The 20,473-nt window shown below is 66.5% G+C and carries 18 protein-coding genes, 1 tRNA gene and 1 pseudogene; 13 read left to right on the top strand and 7 right to left on the bottom strand.

Going from position 1 to position 20,473, the window contains the following annotated elements; translation table 11 throughout:
- The first annotated feature begins 1,012 nt into the window (after nt 1-1,012).
- From D3869_RS26730 to D3869_RS33270, 3 genes and pseudogenes are all read left to right on the top strand, one after another.
- Complete coding sequence (locus D3869_RS26730; RefSeq protein WP_137142764.1) at nt 1,013-1,831, top strand: hypothetical protein; 819 nt, start codon at nt 1,013-1,015, stop codon at nt 1,829-1,831.
- A gap of 120 nt (nt 1,832-1,951) precedes the next feature.
- Nucleotides 1,952-2,140, top strand: a pseudogene (locus tag D3869_RS26725) (transposase); the annotation flags it as partial.
- 305 nt (nt 2,141-2,445) lie between these two features.
- Nucleotides 2,446-2,534, top strand: a tRNA-Arg gene (locus tag D3869_RS33270).
- A gap of 78 nt (nt 2,535-2,612) precedes the next feature.
- Here the strand turns inward: D3869_RS33270 and D3869_RS26720 are convergent.
- A complete protein-coding gene (locus D3869_RS26720; RefSeq protein ID WP_175426629.1) occupies nt 2,613-3,146 on the bottom strand; it encodes a hypothetical protein in 534 nt (177 codons plus the stop codon).
- A 167-nt stretch (nt 3,147-3,313) separates the two neighbouring features.
- Between D3869_RS26720 and D3869_RS26715 the strand changes: the two genes are divergently transcribed.
- The 7 genes from D3869_RS26715 to D3869_RS26685 all read left to right on the top strand — a co-directional run bounded on the left by D3869_RS26715 (nt 3,314) and on the right by D3869_RS26685 (nt 13,001).
- On the top strand, nt 3,314-3,976 hold the full coding sequence (locus D3869_RS26715; protein WP_137142763.1) for a DUF6766 family protein: 663 nt from the start codon (nt 3,314-3,316) through the stop codon (nt 3,974-3,976).
- Between the two features lie 100 nt (nt 3,977-4,076).
- Nucleotides 4,077-6,983 carry a DNA polymerase I gene (polA, locus tag D3869_RS26710; protein ID WP_137142762.1) on the top strand — a complete coding sequence of 969 codons (2,907 nt, stop codon included), beginning with the start codon at nt 4,077-4,079 and terminating at the stop codon, nt 6,981-6,983.
- 127 nt (nt 6,984-7,110) lie between these two features.
- On the top strand, nt 7,111-7,524 hold the full coding sequence (locus D3869_RS26705; RefSeq protein WP_247896049.1) for a DUF2946 family protein: 414 nt from the start codon (nt 7,111-7,113) through the stop codon (nt 7,522-7,524).
- A gap of 214 nt (nt 7,525-7,738) precedes the next feature.
- Nucleotides 7,739-9,976, top strand: coding sequence for a TonB-dependent receptor (locus D3869_RS26700; protein WP_137142761.1), 2,238 nt, complete (start codon nt 7,739-7,741; stop codon nt 9,974-9,976).
- Between the two features lie 30 nt (nt 9,977-10,006).
- The gene (locus tag D3869_RS26695) at nt 10,007-10,759 is read left to right on the top strand and encodes an energy transducer TonB family protein (protein ID WP_137142760.1); all 753 of its coding nucleotides are present in this window, start codon (nt 10,007-10,009) and stop codon (nt 10,757-10,759) included.
- Between the two features lie 118 nt (nt 10,760-10,877).
- On the top strand, nt 10,878-11,978 hold the full coding sequence (gene ychF / locus D3869_RS26690; RefSeq protein WP_014199815.1) for a redox-regulated ATPase YchF: 1,101 nt from the start codon (nt 10,878-10,880) through the stop codon (nt 11,976-11,978).
- A gap of 201 nt (nt 11,979-12,179) precedes the next feature.
- Nucleotides 12,180-13,001, top strand: coding sequence for a putative bifunctional diguanylate cyclase/phosphodiesterase (locus tag D3869_RS26685; protein ID WP_137142759.1), 822 nt, complete (start codon nt 12,180-12,182; stop codon nt 12,999-13,001).
- Here D3869_RS26685 and D3869_RS26680 read toward each other — a convergent pair.
- Nucleotides 12,964-13,425: an NUDIX hydrolase gene (locus D3869_RS26680; protein ID WP_137142758.1), complete on the bottom strand. Its 462-nt coding sequence runs from the start codon at nt 13,423-13,425 to the stop codon at nt 12,964-12,966. The genes D3869_RS26685 and D3869_RS26680 overlap by 38 nt on opposite strands.
- A 113-nt stretch (nt 13,426-13,538) precedes the next feature.
- Here D3869_RS26680 and D3869_RS26675 point away from each other — a divergent pair, with 113 nt between their 5' ends.
- From D3869_RS26675 to D3869_RS26665, 3 genes are all read left to right on the top strand, one after another.
- A complete protein-coding gene (locus D3869_RS26675; protein ID WP_119510466.1) occupies nt 13,539-14,474 on the top strand; it encodes a LysR family transcriptional regulator in 936 nt (311 codons plus the stop codon).
- Between the two features lie 115 nt (nt 14,475-14,589).
- The gene (locus D3869_RS26670) at nt 14,590-15,843 is read left to right on the top strand and encodes an MFS transporter (RefSeq protein WP_175426628.1); all 1,254 of its coding nucleotides are present in this window, start codon (nt 14,590-14,592) and stop codon (nt 15,841-15,843) included.
- 4 nt (nt 15,844-15,847) lie between these two features.
- On the top strand, nt 15,848-16,255 hold the full coding sequence (locus D3869_RS26665) for a hypothetical protein (protein WP_119510467.1): 408 nt from the start codon (nt 15,848-15,850) through the stop codon (nt 16,253-16,255).
- A gap of 497 nt (nt 16,256-16,752) precedes the next feature.
- On the opposite strand, the gene D3869_RS26660 is transcribed toward D3869_RS26665, so the two are convergent.
- From D3869_RS26660 to phbB, 5 genes are all read right to left on the bottom strand, one after another.
- A complete protein-coding gene (locus D3869_RS26660; RefSeq protein ID WP_137141134.1) occupies nt 16,753-17,829 on the bottom strand; it encodes an IS5 family transposase in 1,077 nt (358 codons plus the stop codon).
- A gap of 127 nt (nt 17,830-17,956) precedes the next feature.
- The gene (locus tag D3869_RS26655; protein ID WP_247896048.1) at nt 17,957-18,388 is read right to left on the bottom strand and encodes a hypothetical protein; all 432 of its coding nucleotides are present in this window, start codon (nt 18,386-18,388) and stop codon (nt 17,957-17,959) included.
- Nucleotides 18,388-18,915 (bottom strand): hypothetical protein, encoded by a 528-nt coding sequence (locus D3869_RS26650; RefSeq protein WP_137142757.1) that lies wholly within the window; start codon nt 18,913-18,915, stop codon nt 18,388-18,390. Before D3869_RS26650 ends, D3869_RS26655 begins: the two co-directional genes overlap by 1 nt.
- 14 nt (nt 18,916-18,929) lie before the next feature.
- Complete coding sequence (locus tag D3869_RS26645; protein WP_137142756.1) at nt 18,930-19,400, bottom strand: hypothetical protein; 471 nt, start codon at nt 19,398-19,400, stop codon at nt 18,930-18,932.
- Between the two features lie 289 nt (nt 19,401-19,689).
- On the bottom strand, nt 19,690-20,412 hold the full coding sequence (gene phbB, locus D3869_RS26640; RefSeq protein ID WP_014199808.1) for an acetoacetyl-CoA reductase: 723 nt from the start codon (nt 20,410-20,412) through the stop codon (nt 19,690-19,692).
- Nucleotides 20,413-20,473 lie beyond the last annotated feature (61 nt).

Here is a 20,473-nt window from a genome sequence, read left to right as displayed (position 1 = left end):
CCCCGCTGTTTCTGATACAGATACTCACATACTCAGAAACTGTCGTCAACGAGTTTGTGATACACAAACTCACTTAATCTTGGTATCGTATCCGACATGGCTAGACCGAAAACTATGGCGACGCGGAAAATCGTCTCACTGCCTGAGAAACTAGCTCAGGAGGTAGAAGACTATCGATTTTCTAGAAGGTTGAAGACCGAATCGGACGCGCTCCGGCAGTTGATCGAGATTGGTATCTTGACAGTAAAGCACGTGCAGCTTTGCGTTGAAACGGGAGACAATCTCTCCCACCAAGATCGGTATATACGGAATGCCTATCTTGACGGACCGGTAAAAGGCATTCAGCTCGGCCAGCTTTATGACGCTATGGACCAAGTTGAATCCCAGAACCCTCGGAAGGATGATAACCAGGAAAGTGCGGCCGAGCACGGTACAAGCTCACCAGAAGGAAAAAAGTAGACGCAGACGTTCGGGACGCCCCTACCCTGCGAACCCGCACCGCGACTTCCCCGGACCTCCACCCTGAAGCCATTACGTCTCTCAGGAGGGGGCCGCTTGCTGATGCCCGGATCGGCGCCGCTCAAACTGGTGGACGCAGATTGCGGTTGTTTGGCGCCGGCCTGCGCAGCCAAAATGTGCAGACTGTAGACCGCCGACGCCCTGGATCGAACCATGCTGCCCGCCCTTCTTCGCCTCGCCGGCGCACTGGAACCGATAGGAGCCATTGGCCTAGCGTTCATGGCCATGCCGGCCACGAAGTCATGCGATGCCTACCTATCGCACGCGCCGTCCTTCAATGCCTGCGAAGCGGCCGCATCTTCTGACAGCTGGGCGCGCTTCCTCACCATCCTGCGCTCTGTTAGGAGCTGCTGCCAAAGGTTGCTGGACCGGAGGCGCGATCACCCTCGGCCAGATTTTGCAACGGAACCCTTCCGGCATGGCTCACTGGCCCGGCATCGATTATCAGCCTATGGTGCCCTGAGCTTGACCTTCGCGCAGGATGACACTGGGAATGTTCCGTAATTTGAAGGCTGTCGTGCGTTCCGGCGCGTTCGTGACCGTCGCGGCGAGCCCGTTGTTGCTCGCCGCGTGTCAGACAACGGCGCCCATCGCTGAACCGCCTCCCCTTCGTTATAGCGGAGCCGTCAACTGGTATCCTGACGCTGTTCAGCTTTCCTATAAGCCGGTCAAATCCATTCGGTTCGCTTCCGCAATGACAATGGATGCAACGTCAGGGCGGGAAACCCTTAACCAAGAACTCACCTTCGAAGGTGATTTCGGCTGCAATAATTATGGCAACGATTTGCTGTGCCGCGTTAACGTCGCGAGGATTTTCGGCACTGAGAACGGGGAGTACCAGTCGCTCGACCTCGCCGGAAGGCTTGCTTCGGAAGTGATCATGGACCGATATGGGCGCTCACGCGCCGCACGGATTGTCGATAATCCGCATATCAAGAGAGACGCTCTGGAAAAGATGAATGATGCGATGCAGTCCATGCATGACCGTATGTTCATCGAATACCCGGTAGCCGGTTTGCGCGTCGGCGACAAATTGATCATGGCGAACAACAAGACTGTAAGTGGGGCTGGCGGAAAGCCGTTTACCTATTCATATGAAGGCACAGTGAGAGGGAAATCGAGCTACCAAGGCCGCGAAGTTATCGTTATTGACCTCAATGGAACATACCGGCAAGGGAGCATTAGCGCGCACCTGAAAGGGTATGGCTTGATCGACGCCTCGTCAGGCTTTTTCGCAAACCAAGAGTTGCAATCTTATGTCCGGGAGGGCGGTAACACTGGTCTTCTGAAGTTGTCCACGTCAATCGATTAAACTGAATAATTCATCAGGGATGGGGCGGAAGGCGGCGAGTGTAAGCTTAAACCGCTGAATTCGTGTATGATTTTGGTGCTGAAACAGTTTCACCACGGATCAACGGAATTCGCACCCACCATTGTCGAGAGTACCGGGGTTTTGCCCGGCTTGTTACCGGTTGCCGGCAAGCCGGTGCCCGCCGCCTTCGATGGCGGCCGCCTCACCTCCGACGTGGGCGTCCGTTTGCTGGCGGAGATCGATCGGCGTCTCGGCGTCTGCGAGCGTCTGGCACGCTGTATTGACGACCCACACGCACCCGAGCGCATCCGGCAGACTTCGGTGCAGAACTCAAGCGCTAACAGCGCCTTAGCTGAGGGCGTGGTAGTGGCAATGGTGCTGTTTGCGGTTGCCGGCATCTTCGAGGTGGTGCGGGAGAACCGCAAGCGCATAGGGGCCATTGAGGCCGAGATGAAGCGCCCGAACTCGTCGCTGGAAACACCGAAGCCCTGATCTCACAGAAAGATGGGCAGGGGAAGGCCCTCCCCCCCCTTTGCCCTTTGCATCCCCGTTAACATCCCCGTATCCCCGTCATCCGAACCGATCTGAAGCCTTGCTAAACGGGAACAAGTCGAGGATGTTCAACGAACATAAAGCGAATTCTGACCGGGACTTAGCCCTCCGAAGGCAGAGGCCGATGGTTCGAATCCATTCGGGTCCGCCAGCGATTTCAAAGGCTTAGCCGCAATGCGGGCTAGGCCTTTTTCGTTTTGATCCCTGCATTTCTCTGTGAGCGCGCCGGTTACGCCAGCTCTCGGACAGCAGTGGTACGTTCACCAGCGTCCGCCATCGGCTCCTCGCCGGCTCGGCTCTGGCTTTTCCCGCTCATCAAATACGCAGCCGTGACGCCCGTAACCCCTCCCCACACCACATGGGCGGCCAGCATCAGGCTGTTGCGGGCACGCGGATGGCGGGTCGCGGGGGTGAGGATGCGCATCGCCGGGATCCAACCGAGATAACTGGCACCCCAGACCGCGAGGCCGTAGCCGATTCCCGTCACCGCCGCCGGCCCGCCAACCCGCTGCGCGACCGCCGGATACAGCGCTCCGGCGGCGGCACCGTAGCCGTAATGCAGGGCGAGCGTCAGGTCGCGGCGCTCCGGTTCGTCCAGCGCGTCCATCAGCCCGGTCGGGCCGACAACCCGGTCCGTGATCAGGCGCGGCGGCAAGGGGTAACGGTCCTTCTCCGGCAAGGCGCGGAACATCGCGCGCATGGCCGCCGTCATGGCGACGGTGCCGACCAGCCCGGCGATGGCTCCGGCGACAGGGTGGTTCATGGGAAATGGACCAGAGGTTGTTGTGTGGAGCCTCCAATCAACAGGACCCCACCTTTCAAGGTTCCTGGTGAGGCTTCGGGGGCGGCTGGGAAACCTCTTGCTTGGCCAAGCGTTGACGGACCAGGGCGTGGCATCAGAATCCGTGGCATCAAAAAAAGGTGCAGCACATGCGTCGCTTCCTGCGGGACAACGGGCTGTCGGTCGCCTTGTTCGGGCTGTTCCTCGTCTCGATCGTCGGACAGGTCCTGGCGGGATGGCGCGCCCTGGCGGAGGAGCTTCGCCTGCATGCCCAGCCGCCCGTCGGCTTCCTCGACTATCTGACCACCGGCCATTTCCTGTCGGCGACCTTCGAAAACTGGGAGAGCGAGTTCCTCCAGATGTCGGTCTATGTGCTGCTGACCGCCATCCTGGTCCAGAAGGGCTCCTCGGAATCCAAGAAGCCGGGAGAGGCCAACCCGGAGGACGAGGCGCCCGAGCGGCGGCGCGGCGATCCCGACGCCCCCTGGCCGGTGCACCGGGGTGGCCTGCTGCTGCGGCTCTACTCCCATTCGCTCAGCATCGCGCTGGTCAGCCTGTTCGTGATGTCCTTCGCCCTGCATCTGGCGGGCAGCACGCGGCGTTCGAACGAAGAGGCGGCGTGGCATCACCAGCCCACCAAGACCATGGGCGAAACCCTCGGCGATCCGGAATTCTGGTACGAGAGCTTCCAGAACTGGCAGAGCGAGTTCCTGTCCATGGGGGTGCTGGTCGTGCTCGGCATCTATCTGCGCGAGCGCGGCTCCCCCGAATCCAAGCCGGTCGCCGCCCCGAACAGCGAAACCGGCGACTGAGAGTCCGGCCCTCCACGGCCGGCCTTCGGCGGCGTCGGGCGCGCTCGACTCTCGGGCCGCCTTCGGCCATGGTATCGCCCCGAAGGGAAGAGGCCGCATCATGTCCGACGAAAAGACCACCGACACGCTCCAGACCGCCACCGACGCCCCCGCAACCGCCGGGGACGGCAGCGGCCTGTATCTGGTCGACGGGTCGGGCTTCATCTTCCGGGCCTTCCACGCCCTGCCGATGCTGAACCGCCCGGACGGCACGCCGGTGAACGCGGTGCTGGGCTTCTCCAACATGCTGCTGAAGCTGCTGGCCGACCTGAAAGCCTCCGCCGTGGCGGTGGTCTTCGATTCGAAGCGGCTGAATTTCCGCAACGAGTTCTATCCCGAATACAAGGCCCACCGCCCCGAGCCGCCGGAGGAGCTGAAGCCCCAGTTCGCCCTGATCCGTGAGGCGACGGAGGCCTTCTGCCTGCCCTGCCTGGAGCTGGAGGGCTACGAGGCCGACGACCTGATCGCCACCTACGCGCGGCTGGCCAACGAGGCCGGGCGCGAGGTCACCATCGTGTCGTCCGACAAGGACATGATGCAGCTCGTCCGCCCCGGCGTGCGGATGCTCGACCCGCTGAAGAACAAGCCCATCGGCCCCGACGAGGTGTTCGAGAAGTTCGGCGTCGCCCCCGACCGGGTGGTGGACGTGCAGGCGCTGGCCGGCGACAGCGTGGACAATGTGCCGGGCGTGCCGGGCATCGGCGTGAAGACCGCCGCCCAGCTCATCACCGAATACGGCGACCTGGAATCGCTGCTGGCCCGCGCCGGCGAGATCAAGCAGCCGGCCCGCCGCCAGAAGCTGATCGACTTCGCGGAGCAGGCGCGGATCTCCCGCCGCCTCGTCCTGCTGGACGACCACGCCCCGCCGCCGAAGCCGCTGGAGGAGCTGCGCGTCCGCGAACCCGACCACCAGAAGCTGATCGACTTCCTACGCGCCCAGGGCTTCCGCACCATCGTCAGCCGCGTCGAGGCGGAGATGCGCAAGGACGGCACCATCGCCGATGGCGCGGTCCCCTCCGCCACGCCGTCCGTGGCTCCGGCCAAGACCACCACGACCTTCTCCGCCCCAACGGCGGAGGCCGCCGCGCCGCGCAGCCGCCCCGCCCCGCCGACCGGTGTCGAGCAGCGCTACGAGCTGGTGCAGGACCTCGACACGCTAGCCGTCTGGGTGGAGCGCGCCCGGACCACCGGCGTCCTGGCCGTGGACACCGAAACCAACTCGCTGACCCCCGCCACGGCGACTTTGGTCGGCATCTCGCTGGCGACGGAACCGGGGCTGGCCTGCTACATCCCCCTGGCGCATCAGGCCCCCAACGCGGCGGCCAGCGGGGAGCTGTCCTTCGAGACTCCGGAGGCGCCGAAGCAGATCCCGGCGGAGGATGCGCTGAAAGCCCTGAAGGAGGTTCTGGAGGACCCGGCGATCCTGAAGATCGGGCACAATTTCAAGTTCGACCACCAGCTCTTCGCCCGCCACGGCGTGCGCGTGTCGCCGGTCGACGACAGCATGCTGATCTCCTACGTGCTGGAGGGCGGCGCCCACGGCCATGGCATGGATGAGCTGGCGGAGTTGCACCTCGGCCACACGACCATCCCCTACAAGGAGGTCTGCGGCACCGGGAAGAATCAGATCACCTTCGACCGCGTGCCGCTCGACAAGGCGCTGGCCTACGCCGCGGAGGACGCCGACATCACGCTGCGGCTGTGGCGGGTGCTGAAGCCGCGGCTGGGCGACGAGCGGATGGTCACCGTCTACGAGACGCTCGAACGCCCGCTGGTCCCGGTGATCGCCGACATGGAATCCTGCGGCATCCGGGTGGACCGGGCGGCACTCGCCCGCCTCTCCCAGGACCTCGCCGTCCGCATGGCGGAGATCGAGAAGGAGGTCCACGGGCACGCCGGGCGCAGCTTCAACATCGGCTCGCCCAAGCAGCTCGGCGAGATCCTGTTTGACGAAATGAAGCTCGGCACCGGCAAGAAGGGCAAGACCGGCGCCTACTCCACCGATTCCAGCGTGCTGGAGGAGCTGGCGGAGCAGGGCCACGTCATCGCCCAGCGCGTGCTCGACTGGCGGCAGCTCGCCAAGCTGAAGAACACCTACACCGACGCGCTCCAGGCCCAGATCGTCGAGGGGACGGAGCGTGTGCACACCGCCTTCGCCATGGCGGCGACCAACACCGGCCGCCTGTCCTCGACCGACCCGAACCTGCAGAACATCCCCGTACGCACCGAGGAGGGCCGCAAGATCCGCCGCGCCTTCGTGGCGGCACCGGGCCACAAGCTGATCTCCGTCGACTATTCGCAGATCGAGCTGCGGCTGGTCGCCGAGATGGCTGACATCGCGGCGCTGAAACAGGCCTTCCAGGACGGCATCGACATTCACGCGGCCACCGCCAGCCAGGTCTTCGGCGTGCCGCTGGACCAGATGACCTCGGAGATCCGGCGCAAGGCCAAGGCGATCAACTTCGGCATCATCTACGGCATCTCCGGCTTCGGGCTGGGCCGCCAGCTCGGCATCGCGCCGGGCGAGGCCAACGCCTTCATCAAGGCCTATTTCGAGCGCTTCCACGAGCTGAAGGTCTGGATGGAGGCGACCAAGGCCTTCGCCCGCCAGAACGGCCATGTGGTGACTCTGTTCGGGCGGCGCTGCTACATCCCCGGCATCCACGACAAGAACGCCGCCCGCCGCGCCTTCGCGGAACGGCAGGCGATCAACGCCCCGATCCAGGGCACCGCCGCCGACATCATGAAGCGCGCCATGGCCCGCGTGCCCGGCGCCCTGAAGGACGCCGGGTTCGACGATGTGCGGATGCTGCTCCAGGTGCACGACGAACTGCTGTTCGAGGCGCCGGAGGATCAGGCCGAACGCGCCGCCGCCCTGGTGCGCTCGGTCATGGAAGGCGCCGCCACGCTCGGCGTGCCGCTGGTGGCGGAGGCCGGCATCGGCGGCAATTGGGACGAGGCGCATTGAGAGGCGTCCATCCCTGAAGGGCGCCGGGCGAACGGGCACCGGGACGGGGCTGCGGCCATTGCACGCTTGTGCATTCGGTCCAGCCCGTCTAGCTTAATCCCCTATCCAAAATGGGGAAAACCGGGATATGCCGGCCGGATTTCGGAGCATCGGACGCAGGCTGGGCCGCGCCGCCGTGATGGCGGGCGGGATGGCCTTGCTTCTGCAGCTTCTCGGCTGGGCCTTCCTGGTACCGGTGGTCAACGCCGCGACCGGCGAAACGGTCATGATCTGCACGCCGCAGGGCATGGCCTCCATCGCCCTCCCCGACGGCCCGCCCCCCGACTCCCTGCTTCCGGACGGCAAGCCCACCCTGTCCATGGGCGAGGACTGCCCGGTCTGCGGGCTGGTCGCCGGTCTCACCGCACCGCCGCCGCCGCTGACCGTGGTGCTTCCGGTCTCCGTCGTCGCCCACAGCTCCATCGGGCTGCCCGGCCAGCACATCGCCGCCGGCTGGTTCCTGTCGCGGCTGAAGGCCCGAGCACCCCCGACTATCGCCTGACCACCCTCGGCACGCGCCCTGTGATCGCCGCGCCCGGCTGTTGAGCCCGGCGGCGCGGCCCTCCCGGCTGTGCCCACCCCATCCCTCGCGCCAGCCTCCGCACCGCAACCCGCCGGTTCCGATCCTTTGCGCCGATTGTCGCGCGGATCGACGGCCGGGCGGGACGGCAAGGCTGCGCCGATCTTCCCTCGTCCGATTCGAGAACGAGCGCCCGATGATTCGCCTGCCCACCGCCGCGTCCGCGGCGAACGCCCCCCGCTTGTCCAACCGCCTTCTCGCCTCCACCGCCCTTCTGATGGCGGTCCTCGCCGCGCTGAGCGCGCTGCCGGCCCAGGCACAGACACCGCAAGCCCTGCCCGCCGTCCCGGTCGAGACGGAGACGGCACCCGCGGCCACGGTACCGGAGACGGGCCTGTCCCGGCCGCTCGGCGCCGGCACGCTCGACGCGGCCGAGATCGCCAGCCGCCGCCTTGCCAGCGCGGACGCCGCGGCGCTGCTGCGCAGCCTGCCGGGCGTGTCGCTCTACAGCGCGGGCGGCTTCTCCAGCCTGCCGGCGCTGAACGGTCTGGCCGACGACCGCGTGCGTGTCCAGGTCGACGGCATGCCGATGACCGCCGCCTGCGCCAACCACATGAACGCGCCGCTGTCCTACGCCGACCCATCCATCATCGGCGCGATCGAGGCCATCGCCGGCGTCACCCCGGTCAGCAAGGGCGGCGACAGCATCGCCGGCACCGTCACGGTGACCAGCAAGCCCGCCGTCTACGCCCAGCCCGGCGAGCCGATCCACGGCGAAGGCAGCCTGTCCACTGTCTACCGCTCGAACGGCAACGGCACCACCCTGTCCGGCACCGCCACCGCGGCGACGGAGCGGTTCAGCCTGCGCTACAGCGGCGCCTGGAGCCGCGCCGACGACTACGAGGACGGCAACGGGGACAAGGTCCGCTCCACCCTCTACAACGTGCAGAACCACGCGCTGTCGGCCAGCGCGCGCAGGGACGGGCACGAGATCACCCTGTCCGGCGGCTACCAGCATTCGCCCTATTCCGGCTTCGCGAACCAGCGCATGGACATGACGCTGAACCGCGGCACCACCCTGAACGGCCGTTACAAGGGCGAATTCGACTGGGGCACGCTGGACGGCCGGGTCTTCTGGCAGCGCACCGTCCACGCCATGAACTTCCTGCACGACAAGGGCGGCGCCGACCGCGGCGGTATGGCGATGAACACGGACTCGCACGAGATGGGCTACGCCGTCTCGGCGGAGGTTCCGCTGTCGGCGCAGGACACGCTGCGCGTCGGCAACGAGCTGGTCCGCTACCGCATCGACGACTGGTGGCCGCCGGTCGCCGGGGCGGCGATGATGTCGCCGCTGACCTTCGTGAACCTGAACGACGCCCGGCGCGACCGGCTGGGCACCTTCGCCGAATGGGAGAAGCGCTGGACCCCGGCCTGGACCTCGCTGCTCGGCCTGCGCAACGACGTGGTGTGGATGGAGAACGGGCCGGTCCAGCCCTACTCCTGGGCCAACACGATCGGCATGGGCATGATGGGCATGGCGAATCCCGACGCGGCGGCGGCCACCGCCTTCAACCGGGGTGACCGCTCCAAGACGGACGTGAACGTCGACGCCACGGCGCTGCTCCGCTTCGCGCCGTCCGCGTCGGAACGCTACGAGCTGGGCTTCGCCCGCAAGACCCGCTCCCCCAACCTGTACGAGCGGTTCGCCTGGGGGACCGGGGGCATGTCCTCCACCATGATCGGCTGGTACGGCGACGCCAACGGCTATATCGGCAACCCGGGCCTGAAGCCGGAAACCGCGTACACGGTCGGCGCCACCGCCGCTTGGCAGGACGCCGAGGCCAAGCGCTGGTCGGTCAAGGTCACGCCCTATTATTCGCACGTCGAGAATTTCATCGACGCCGACCGCATCGGCACCCTGTCGAACGGCTTCGTCCAGCTGCGCTTCGCCAACCATGCCGCCGAGCTGTACGGCATCAACGCCGAGGGCCGCAGCATCGTCCACCAAGACGAGCGGCTGGGCGAGTTCACGGTGGGCGCCGTGGTCAGCTACGTCCGCGGCCGCAACCTCGACACCGGGCGCGACCTCTACCACATCATGCCGCTGACCGGGACGATCGACCTGGGCCACCGGCTGGGCGACTGGAGCAGCGTCCTGGAGTTCCAGATGGTCGGGCGCAAGGTCCTGGTCGATTCCAGCCGGAACGAGCCGGAAACCCCCAGCTACGCCCTGGTCAACCTGCGCACCAGCTACGTTTGGGGCAACCTGCGTGCCGACGTCGGTATCGAGAACCTGTTCGACGCACACTATTACCTGCCGCTGGGCGGCGTCGATTACGGCGATTTCCGCGCCAGCGGCAACCGTCAGCCGATCGGCGCGCTGGCCGGCATGGGGCGGTCCTTCAACCTCGGCCTGACCATGGCCTTCTGATGGTGGAGGCCGGTTGACGAGGCCCCTGCCTTGCGCGCGATCCGCCTGCACGGGCATCCCCCGCCGGCCCGCCGGCCGCTGGGGGCGCTCGCCCTGTCCGGGACGCTGCACGCCGGCATCCTGGCTATCCTCCTGTCCGCCGCCGGAGCGGCCCCCGGCACCGTCACGGAGGAGACCGGCGCCGTCAGCCTCAACGAAACCATCACCTCGGTGATCGAGGTGATGCTGCTGGCGTCAGAGGCGGACAGCGGCCCGCCGCCGGCAGCAGCGCCCGAACCGGAGAGCGAGCCGCAGCAGGAGCCTGTGCCGGAACCGGCCACGGAACCCGCGCCGGAGCCGCCTCCTCCACCACCCAAGCCGTTGCCGAAACCACCGCCGAAGCCGCCCGTCAAGACGGCACCGAAACCGCCGGCCGCACCCACTGCGACGCCCTCCCCGACGCCGTCCGCCGAAACCGGAACCGGCCACGCCTCCACCGCCGCGTCCGAGCCGGTTTCGGCCAGCCGGGGCGCGGTGGTGGATTACGGGGCGCAGGTCTGGGCCTGGATCGGGCGGCACAAGCCGGAGAAGGTGGTCGGCGGCGGGCAGGCCACCGTCAAGCTCACCCTCGGCACGGCGGGCGAGGTGCTCGACGCCGCCATCCTGACGTCGAGCGGCGACGAGGCGCTGGACCGCGCCGCCCTGGCCGCGGTGCGCAGGGCGTCTCCCTTCCCCGCCCCGCCGCCCGGTCTGACGGCGGAGGACCGCGTCTTCTCGGTGCCCTTCCTGTTCCGTCCGCGGTGACTCCGGCGCGCCGGGAGCGGCGGTCAACCCTGCCCACCCCCACTTCCCGTTTGCGCTTTGCGGCTCCACGTAGGATAAAGCGCCCCAATTCCCGAGATTTCCGACGGCGAGCACCCCCATGGGCTTCAATTGCGGCATCGTCGGCCTGCCGAACGTCGGCAAGTCGACCCTGTTCAACGCGCTGACCGCCACCCAGGCGGCCGAGGCGGCGAACTTCCCCTTCTGCACCAAGGAGCCGAACGTCGGCCGCGTCGGCGTGCCCGACCCGCGGCTGGACAAGCTGGCGGCCATCGCCAAGTCGCAGAAGATCATCCCGACCCAGCTCGAATTCGTCGACATCGCCGGCCTGATCCGCGGCGCCTCGAAGGGTGAAGGGCTGGGCAACCAGTTCCTCGCCAACATCCGCGAGGTGGACGCCATCGTCCACGTCCTGCGCTGCTTCGAGGACGACGACGTCACCCATGTGGAAGGCAACGTCGATCCCCTGCGCGACGCCGAGGTGGTCGAGACGGAGCTGATGCTCGCCGACATGGAGAGCCTGGAGCGCCAGCTCACCAGCCTCCAGAAGAAGGCCAAGGGCGGCGACAAGGACTCCAAGATCAAGGCCGATCTGATGGAGCGCGCGCTGAAGGTCCTCCAGGACGGCAAGCCGGCCCGCGTCGTCGAGGTCAGCGAGGAGGAGAAGCCGGTCTTCAAGCAGTTCATGCTGCTGACCGCCAAGCCGGTCCTCTACGTCTGCAACGTCGAGGAGGCCTCGGCGGCCACCGGCAACAGCCTGACCGCCAAGGTCGCCGAGAAGGCCAAGGCCGAGAACGCCGGCATGGTCGTCATCTCCGCCGCCATCGAGGCGGAGGTCGCCCAGCTCTCCGACGCCGCCGAGAAGCAGGAGTTCCTGGAATCCCTCGGCCTGGAGGAGACCGGCCTCAACAAGCTGATCCGCGCCGGCTTCCAGCTTCTCGACCTCATCACCTTCTTCACCGTCGGACCGAAGGAGGCCCGCGCCTGGACCGTGCGCCGCGGCGCCAAGGCCCCGGAAGCGGCGGGCGTCATCCACACCGATTTCGAGCGCGGCTTCATCCGGGCCGAGACCATCGACTTCGACAGCTACGTCACGCTGGGCGGCGAGCAGGGTGCCAAGGACAACGGCAAGATGCGCCAGGAAGGCAAGGAATACGTCGTCAACGACGGCGACATCTTCCATTTCCGCTTCAACGTCTGATTGGAATTCCGTTAACCCCTTCTCCTGTCCAAGGGGGAAGGGGTTAACGCCTCCCAATCTTATCACCGTCGAGAAATCCGTTAACTCTTTCGTAAAACTGGAAAAACCGCTTAAATACCCCTGAGATATGGTTAACAAGCCTCGCTTCGGCTGTTAAGTCCCCTTGGATGGGCGACAACCGAGGGCTGGACCGGAGGGGATATGGCGGTGAACCAGAACGCGACCATCGCGCCGGGTGCCGGCACCTTCTCCGACCGCGTGCGCGACGCCATCCGGCACGGCGAGTTGCGCCTCGCCTTCCAGCCTCAGGCCGACACCCACAGCGGGCGGCTGACCGGGTTCGAGGCGCTGTCGCGCTGGCGCCTCGACGACGGCACGGTGATTCCGCCCGACGTCTTCATCCCCATGGCGGAAACCAGCGACGCCATCCACATCCTCGGCGAATGGACGGTGCGCCGCGCCTGCGAGACCGCCGCGGGCTGGATGCAGGACGGCATCGCCGACGTGCCGGTGGCGGTGAACCTGTCGGCGCGGCAGTTGGAAGACCCCGGCTTCGCCCGCACGGTGCTGGGCATCCTCGCCGAAACCGGCCTGCCCGCCGCCAACCTGAAGCTGGAACTCACCGAAACCGCCCTCTTCGAGCACAGCGAGTCCTCGCGCGAAGTGCTGACGCAGCTGCGCGGCGCCGGGGTGCGGCTGGTGCTCGACGATTTCGGGACGGGCTATTCCTCGCTGTCCCTGCTGCGCCGCGTGCCGGTCGAGGCGCTGAAGATCGACAAGCATTTCACCCAGGCGATGGTGCAGGACCGCGACGCCGCCGCCATCGTGCGCGCCATCATCGACCTCGCCCACGCGCTGGGGATGCAGGCGATCGCCGAGGGGGTGGAGACCAACGACGAGCTTCTCTACCTGCGCGCCTACCGCTGCGACCGCATCCAGGGCTATTTGCTGGCCAAGCCCCTGGACGAGGGGCAGGTGCCGGACTTCATCCAGCGGCTCGCCGCGACGCCGACAGGCGGATGACCCGCTCCGTCTCGTCCCATTCGGTCAGTTCCGCGGCCTCGTCGACGGTGGCCCAGCGCGCCTCCAGGGCGTCGTCGGCGCACACCGCCTCGCCCTCCGGGCTCTCCGCCGCCACCTCGACGATGGTGTAGTGGTACTGGACGGCCCCGGCGTCGTCGAGCGTCATGGCGTCCACCACCGTGACCACCTCCGTCGGCACGACGTGCAGGCCGGTTTCCTCCAGCACCTCGCGCACCGCCGTCTCGAACACCGTCTCGCCCACCGACTGGGCGCCGCCGGGCAGGCTCCACTGCCCCATCCGCGGCGGGCGGCCCCGGCGGATCAGCAGCACCCGGTCGCCGCGCCACACCACGGCACCCACCCCCACCCAGGGACGGTCGGGGTATTCACGGCCGGAACGGTCTGCGGGGGGAGTGGCGGACATGGTTGCTCCTCGTTGCGCTTGACCCGACGCTAACCCAGGGGGACAGTCGGATACCAGCGGCCAAGAGGCCGACCGCCCCCCGCCACCCTGGACAGCGAGCCCCGGACGCCGCCATGAAGCTCAACGAGATCCGCACCTTCGTCGCCGTGGCCGAAGCCCAATCGGTGCAGGAGGCCGCGCACCGGCTGGGGCTGACCCAGTCCGCCGTCTCGCGCCTGATCCAGCGGCTGGAGGCGGAGCTTGGCGTGCCGCTGTTCGACCGCCAGACCAAGCCGCTGGCCCTGACCCGCGACGGCGAGACGGCGCTGGCCCACGCGCACCGGGTTCTGAAGGCGACGGACGAGCTGTCGGACGCCTTCGCCGGGGCCGCCCAGCCCCAGGGGCTGCTGCGGCTGGGGGTGGCCCATGTGCTGAGCGCCATCGCCGCGCACCATCCGCTGGACCGGCTGCGCGCCGCCTTTCCCGGCCTGACCGTCCGCCTGCATTCGGACTGGAGCACGCCGCTGGTCGAGCAGGTGCGCAACGGGACACTGGACGGCGCGCTGGTGCTGACCCACGACGCCCAGACGCCGCCGGACGACCTGGACGCCGTCTGCATCTCGCGCGAGCCCGTGCGGGTCGTCGCGTCGGCCGAGCTGGCCGGGCAGCGCGACTGGACCCTGCCGGCAATGAACGCCGTGGGCTGGGTGCTTCAGCCCGAGGGTTGCCAGTACCGGACCGCTATGGGCCGGGCAATGGCGCAGCACGGGCCGGCGCTGAACGTCACGGTGGAGGGGTTCGACCAGTCGCTCCTGCTGTCGCTGGTCGCCCGCGGCGTCGGTTTCGGGCTGGCCCCGCTGCGGCTGATCGCCCCGACCCTGCACGCCGCCCAGGTGCGGCCGCTGGAGTGCCCGGACTTCGCGCTGACCGTCGCGGTGTGGCTGCTGCGCGGCCGCTTCACCGGGCGCATCGGCCCTGTCTTCGACGTGCTGGAGGACAGCCTGCTGGACCTGCTGCCTCCGGCGGAAGAGGCGCCCTTGCCGCTGCCCTGCCATTCCGCGGCCGAATAACCTTCTTTCCCATTGTGAATTTGCTGCACGCCCGGCGCACGCTTATCGTGTGACCCTGATGAGACGCGGGCCAGCGTTGCCGCACCGGCCACAGCCCGCGCTGAGGGAGGATAACTTGGAGACCAGCAACCGGGTGGGCGGGGCGCCTTCGCCCCGCTCCTGGCGGACGCCGGGATTCGTCATCGCCTGCGGCTGCCTGATCGCCATGCTGGCGTTCGGCCCGCGGTCCAGCATGGGCCTGTTCACAGCCCCCCTGTCGGAGGCGCACGGCTGGGGCCGCGACGTCTTCGCCCTGTCGATCGCCATCCAGAATCTGGTCTGGGGCATCGGCACCCCCTTCGCCGGCGCGCTGTGCGACCGCTACGGCCCGGCGCTGGTGCTGGGAATCAGCGGGATTCTCTACGCGCTGGGGCTGGTGCTGATGCCCTACGCCGACACGCCGCTGATGCTGCATCTCAGCTCCGGCCTGCTGATCGGGCTGGGTCTGGCCGGGGCGTCCTTCGGCATCGTGATCGCCGGCTTCAGCCGCATCGTTCCGCCGGAGAAGCGGAGCTGGTCGATGGGTGTCGCCACCGCCGCCGGCTCGATGGGCCAGTTCCTGTTCGCCCCCACCGGCCAGGCCTTCATCGCCGCCTATGGCTGGCAGACGGCGCTGATCCTGTTCGGCGCCTCGATGCTGATGATCCCGGTGCTCGCCTCCTCCTTCGCCGGGGCGGGCGGGTCGAAGAGCGCGCAGGCCGTCACCGGGGCCGACATCGGCTTCGCCGCGACGATCCGGCAGGCCTTCAAGCACCGCAGCTACGTCCTGCTGGTCACCGGCTTCTTCGTCTGCGGCTTCCAGCTCGCCTTCATCACCACGCACCTGCCGCCCTACCTGACCGCCGCCGGGATCAGCCCCGGCCTCGCCTCCTGGGCGATGGCGCTGATCGGGCTGTTCAACGTGGCCGGCTCCTACATGTCGGGCGTGCTGGGCGGCAAGATGAGCAAGCGCCTGCTGCTCTGCGCCAACTACACGCTGCGCGGCCTGTGCACGGCGATCTTCATCCTGCTGCCGGTCACCCCGCTCTCGGTGATCCTTTACGCGGCGGCGATGGGCCTGCTCTGGCTGTCCACGGTGCCGCCGACCTCCGGCCTCGTCGCGCTGATGTTCGGCACGCGCTATCTCGGCATGCTCTACGGCTTCGCCTTCCTCAGCCATCAGGTTGGCGGCTTCCTCGGCGTGTGGCTGGGCGGCGTGCTGTACGAGCGCGTCGGCTCCTACGACGTGGTGTGGTGGGCCAGCGTCGCCCTGGCCCTGGCCGCCGCCATCGTCAACTGGCCGATCGCCGAGAAGCCCGCCCCCGCCCTGGCGGCGGAAGCGAAGGCCTGAGGCCATGACGGACCCGGCGCCCTCCTCCTCGTCCAGCCCCGGCTTCGGCCACGGCTTCGCGCTGGCGCTCGGCGCGCTGGCGCTGGCCGTCTGGGCGGTGGTGACGGGTGTGGCGCTGAATCAGGCGGCGCTCAACGAGGAGGACGGCGGCACGGTGCTGGCCGTCTTCCCGCCGGGCACCCCGACCGCCGAGGCCTTCACCGCGGTGGTCCGCGCCGGCGGCCAGCCGGTGCGCCAGACCTGGATCCCCTTCGCCTGGGTCGCGCGAAGCGACGGCAGCGGCTTCGTCGGGCGCCTGAAGGAGGAGGGTGCGGTCACCGCCTACGGCGAGCTGTCGGTCGGCCCGGCGCTGGGCGGCTGCGCGGTGGTCTCGCTGGACGACAAGCGCCCGGTCGGCTTCCAGTTCAAGTGACGTCACAAACCCGTCTTCAAGCGGTAACGGGACCGCAGTTCGGGTATTGACAACCCCCGCAAGGAGGAGCAGGCTATTCCTCAGAGCAACACTGGTTGAGGTGAAGACGCGGTGGACACCGCATCAAGTTGGCCCAAAAGCCAGCTTCTCATCACAGCAAATGTTCCCGTAGCCAGGAGGGTGTGATCATCATGAGTCCACCTGCGCTTACTTGAGGAAGCCGACCTGTTCGGCCACACATTTCTGAACATTGCCATTGAGACGGCTCAACCATTGCGGATGTCCTGGCACAGCCGCTGAAACCCCCGCCCCCCGCGCGGGGGTTTCGCTTTTGGGCAATCGTCCTCTAGCAGGGTGCGGAAAAACGAACATATTCCGGCCTTTTTCCTCCGCTGAGGCTGAGAATGCGGGTTTCAGCGGGCGATTTGGTCGGGACGGAGCGTTTTTCCTCGCTCCGAGGCTCCCAGAACCGCCGTTCAGGCGGATTGCGGGCGTGATTATGCCGCAGCCAGCAGCTTGGGCAGGCGGATCAGGTTGTAAGCGGTGGCGGTTAGGGTGAACATCCAACCGACACGGGCTGCTCCGCAATGGCGCGTCTTGCGCAAGCCGGCTCCCTTGATCCAGCCAAAGACCTCTTCGATCCGCTTGCGGACCCGCAGGCTGACGGCGTAGCCGGGATGGCGGGTGGTCCGGCCGTCGATCGCCGAGCGGCGGTTGCTGGTATTTCGGGCAACATGCGGAGCCACGCCCAAGTCGCGCATGTCCGCCACGAAATCCTTGGTGTCGTAGGCCTTGTCAGCGCCGACCGTGATGCGGTGGCGGCCGGGGATGGCCTCGATCATGGCCACCGCCGCCGCACGTTCGGCCAGGCCGCTGGCCGCGGTGAGCCGCACGTCCACCACCAGGGCGTGGCGGTTCTCCATCAGCGCGTGGCCCATGAAGGCCAGCTTCGCCGGCTGGCCGTTGCCCTTGCGGTAGAGCCGCGCCTCGGGATCGCTGGTCGAGGCATGCGTCTCGTTGGACCGCTTCTCGCCATGGAAGTCGCGCTCGCCGTTGCGCCCCGGCCCCGGCGGCTCGCCGCTGCCGTCTTTGGGCCGGAAGCTCTTCACCGACGCCCAGGCTTCGATCAGCGTGCCGTCCACCGAGAAATGCTCGTCCGACAGCAGCGCCTTGACCTTCGGCTGACCCAGCACGGTCGCCAGGAACTTGGCCGCCACATCGCCGGCCAGAAGACGCTCGCGGTTCTTGGTGAACACGGTGACGTCCCACACCGGGGCGTCCATGGACAGGCCGACGAACCAGCGGAACAGCAGGTTGTAATCGAGCTGCTCCATCAACTGGCGTTCCGAGCGCACCGAGTAGAAGGCCTGGAGCAGCAGCGCCCGCAGCAGCTTCTCCGGCGGGATCGAGGGGCGCCCGATCTTGGAGTACAGCCCCTCGAACGCCGGCGACATCACCTCCAGCGCCTCGTCCACGATGGCCCGGATCGCTCGCAGCGGGTGGTTGGCTGGAACCCGCGCCTCGCAGCTCACGTAGCTGAACAGACCCTCGCTGCGTTCGTCCGAACCCCGCATCGTCCCCTCGTCGGTCGCGTTCTTCTCAACCGAAAAGAATCACGACCAACCGCCCGTGCACAGCCCTTTTTCCGCACCCTGCTAGAGCGGCAGCCTCCACCGTGATGGAGGCTGCCGAGGAAGGCATTCAGGCGTCGACCTGATGCCCCTCCAGGAACATCGCCTTGGACAGAGCGTCAAAAAAGCTCTGGTAGGGCGCCGGATCTTCGACGGGAGTGATGTTGTACTGGGCGTTGGCGCGAACCAAAGTCTGCGTGTTGCCGCGAGCACGGGTGGTCACCGTGATCCGCAGGAGATAGCCGTCCAGCTTCGTGGCGCTGACCGTACCGAGCGTCGCGTCCGCCTTGTCCACCACGAAGCCCAAGTCCTGAAGCGTCGCGATGATGGTGCGCAGCATCTTCTGCTGGTCGGTGGTGTCGTAGGCCCGCGTCTGATAGGACCGAACCTGAACCTGCGATTTGGACGTCTCGAGGACTTGGCTGCGCGAGTCCGTCTGGCAAGCGCTGACGGTCATCGCCAGGGCGATCATCGGAAAAGTGAGAAACTTCTTCATGATCATCAAATCTCGTTGGCCGTCAGGAACACGGATTGGGAGAGCTTGTCGAAGAACTGCTGGTACATCGTCGGGTCCGTCAACCCTTCGATCTTCGACACGACATTGTGGTTGTTCCAGACAATTCGCTGGAAGGTAACGCGGACCGCCGTTTTCTGGTCGTCAATCGGCCGGGTCACGAGGCTGACACGGATTTTCTGCTTGGTGTCGAACTGCATCGCGTTTGCACCGAACAGGACGGCCATGACGACCGCACCGGCAACCTGCCCGGCCTCGGTCGCATCGCGGTCTTTGGAACCGACGATCAGGCCTGCGGGAACCGTGCTCTCGTCGATGGTGAAGCCAAGGTCCTGGATGACCGCAGCGCTCGCCTGAAGCAGTTTGGCTTCTTCACTGGTGTCGAAGCGGCGCGTTTGCATCTGCCGCTGCTGCAGGCTCTCATGGGATAGCTGAAGAGCTTCCTTGGGAATGGTCTGCTGACAGCCGGTCATCAGAAAGGCGGCCGCCAGAGCGGCGGCAATTGTCTTCTTCATTGCTGTGGTCCCGCTCAGAAGCTCGACGTGCGATAGGCAAAGTCCCGGACGCGCTGGGCGTTGTCGAACTTTATGATGATCGTCAAAGTCCGCTGCGTTACGGATTTTGCGCCGCTGGCCTCACCGTAGCCCGGTGAAACGCCTCCCCCCAGGAGACCGGCCGGCCCCAACACGCCCCCGAGGACCAGAGCGGAAACGCCGCCCTGTGACGTGGAGTAGGCCGTTTCCGTCGAAATCTTGTCGTAGACCCAGCTTTCACGCCGCTGTTCGTCCGTGGTCACCATGTTCGGAGACCCCAGAACCTGGACGACATCGGCGGAAGACATGCCAACGCGGATTTCACGCTGGACCGTACCAACCGTCACCCGATCATTCGCATTGTTCGCCACCGCCGCCCTATGCTGCTCCGCCGTCGCGCAACCCGCCAGCGCCAGCGTCAAGAAAGCAACACGAAGGAACGCAATTCCCGCAGTTTGTTTTTTCATTTCTTAGCCTATATAAGCGCGAAGATTTCTCGAATTCAGTTTTAATTTTTTTGTCCGTTTATGTCCACATCCAAAACATGCATATCGGAGTATGTTTTTGTTTTATGAGTGTTTCCTATTTTTGCAACGCAACTTAAAATGAATCGCATCATCCGCCCCCCGCGTCAAACCAATCAGACGTTTGAGTATTGGGAAAAGAAAACCCCTCCCCCGCGGGTGCGGAGGAGGGGCGAAGGCTTCGTGTCGCTTCAAACGGGCCCGAGGACCCGGGAGTCACTGCACCGGCCAATCAGTACATGTGCTGGCCGCCGTTGATCGACAGGGTCGAGCCGGTGATGAAGCCGGCGTCGTCGCCGACCAGGAACAGCACGCCGCGTGCGATCTCCTCGGCCTTGCCGAGGCGGCCGACCGGGATGCGGGCGACGATCTTCTCCAGCACGTTGGGCGGCACCGCGCGCACCATGTCGGTGTCGATGTAGCCCGGCGCGATGGCGTTGACGGTGACGCCCTTGGCCGCGCCCTCCTGGGCCAGCGCCTTGGTGAAGCCGTGGATGCCCGACTTGGCGGCGGCGTAGTTCACCTGGCCGTACTGGCCGGCCTGGCCGTTCACCGAGCCGATGTTGACGATGCGGCCGAAGCCGCGCTCGCGCATGCCGTCGATGACGTTGCGGCAGAGGTTGAAGCAGGAGGTGAGGTTCGTCGCGATGACGTCGTTCCACTGCTGCGGGGTCATGCGGTGGATCACGCCGTCGCGGGTGATGCCCGCGTTGTTCACCACCACGTCCACCGGCCCGAGTTCGGCCGAGATCTTCGCGATGCCATCCTTCACGGCGTCGAAGTCCGACACGTCGAACTTGTAGACCGCGATGCCCGTGCGGGCCGAGAATTCCTTCGCCTTCTCATCGTTGCCGGCGTAGTTGGCGGCGACGACATAGCCGGCGTTCTTCAACGCGACGGAGATGGCTTCGCCGATACCGCGCGTTCCGCCCGTGACGACTGCAACTCGAGCCATTGGCTCCTCCCCCAAAGCTTGATGTTGGATTCTTTATCGGTTTCTGTAGGCGCACATACGA

Origin of the sequence: Azospirillum brasilense (assembly GCF_005222205.1) — a bacterium.
Taxonomy (GTDB): Bacteria; Pseudomonadota; Alphaproteobacteria; order Azospirillales; family Azospirillaceae; genus Azospirillum; species Azospirillum brasilense_G.
Note: the sequence above shows the minus strand (reverse complement) of the source record. Positions and strands in the feature narration are given on the sequence as shown.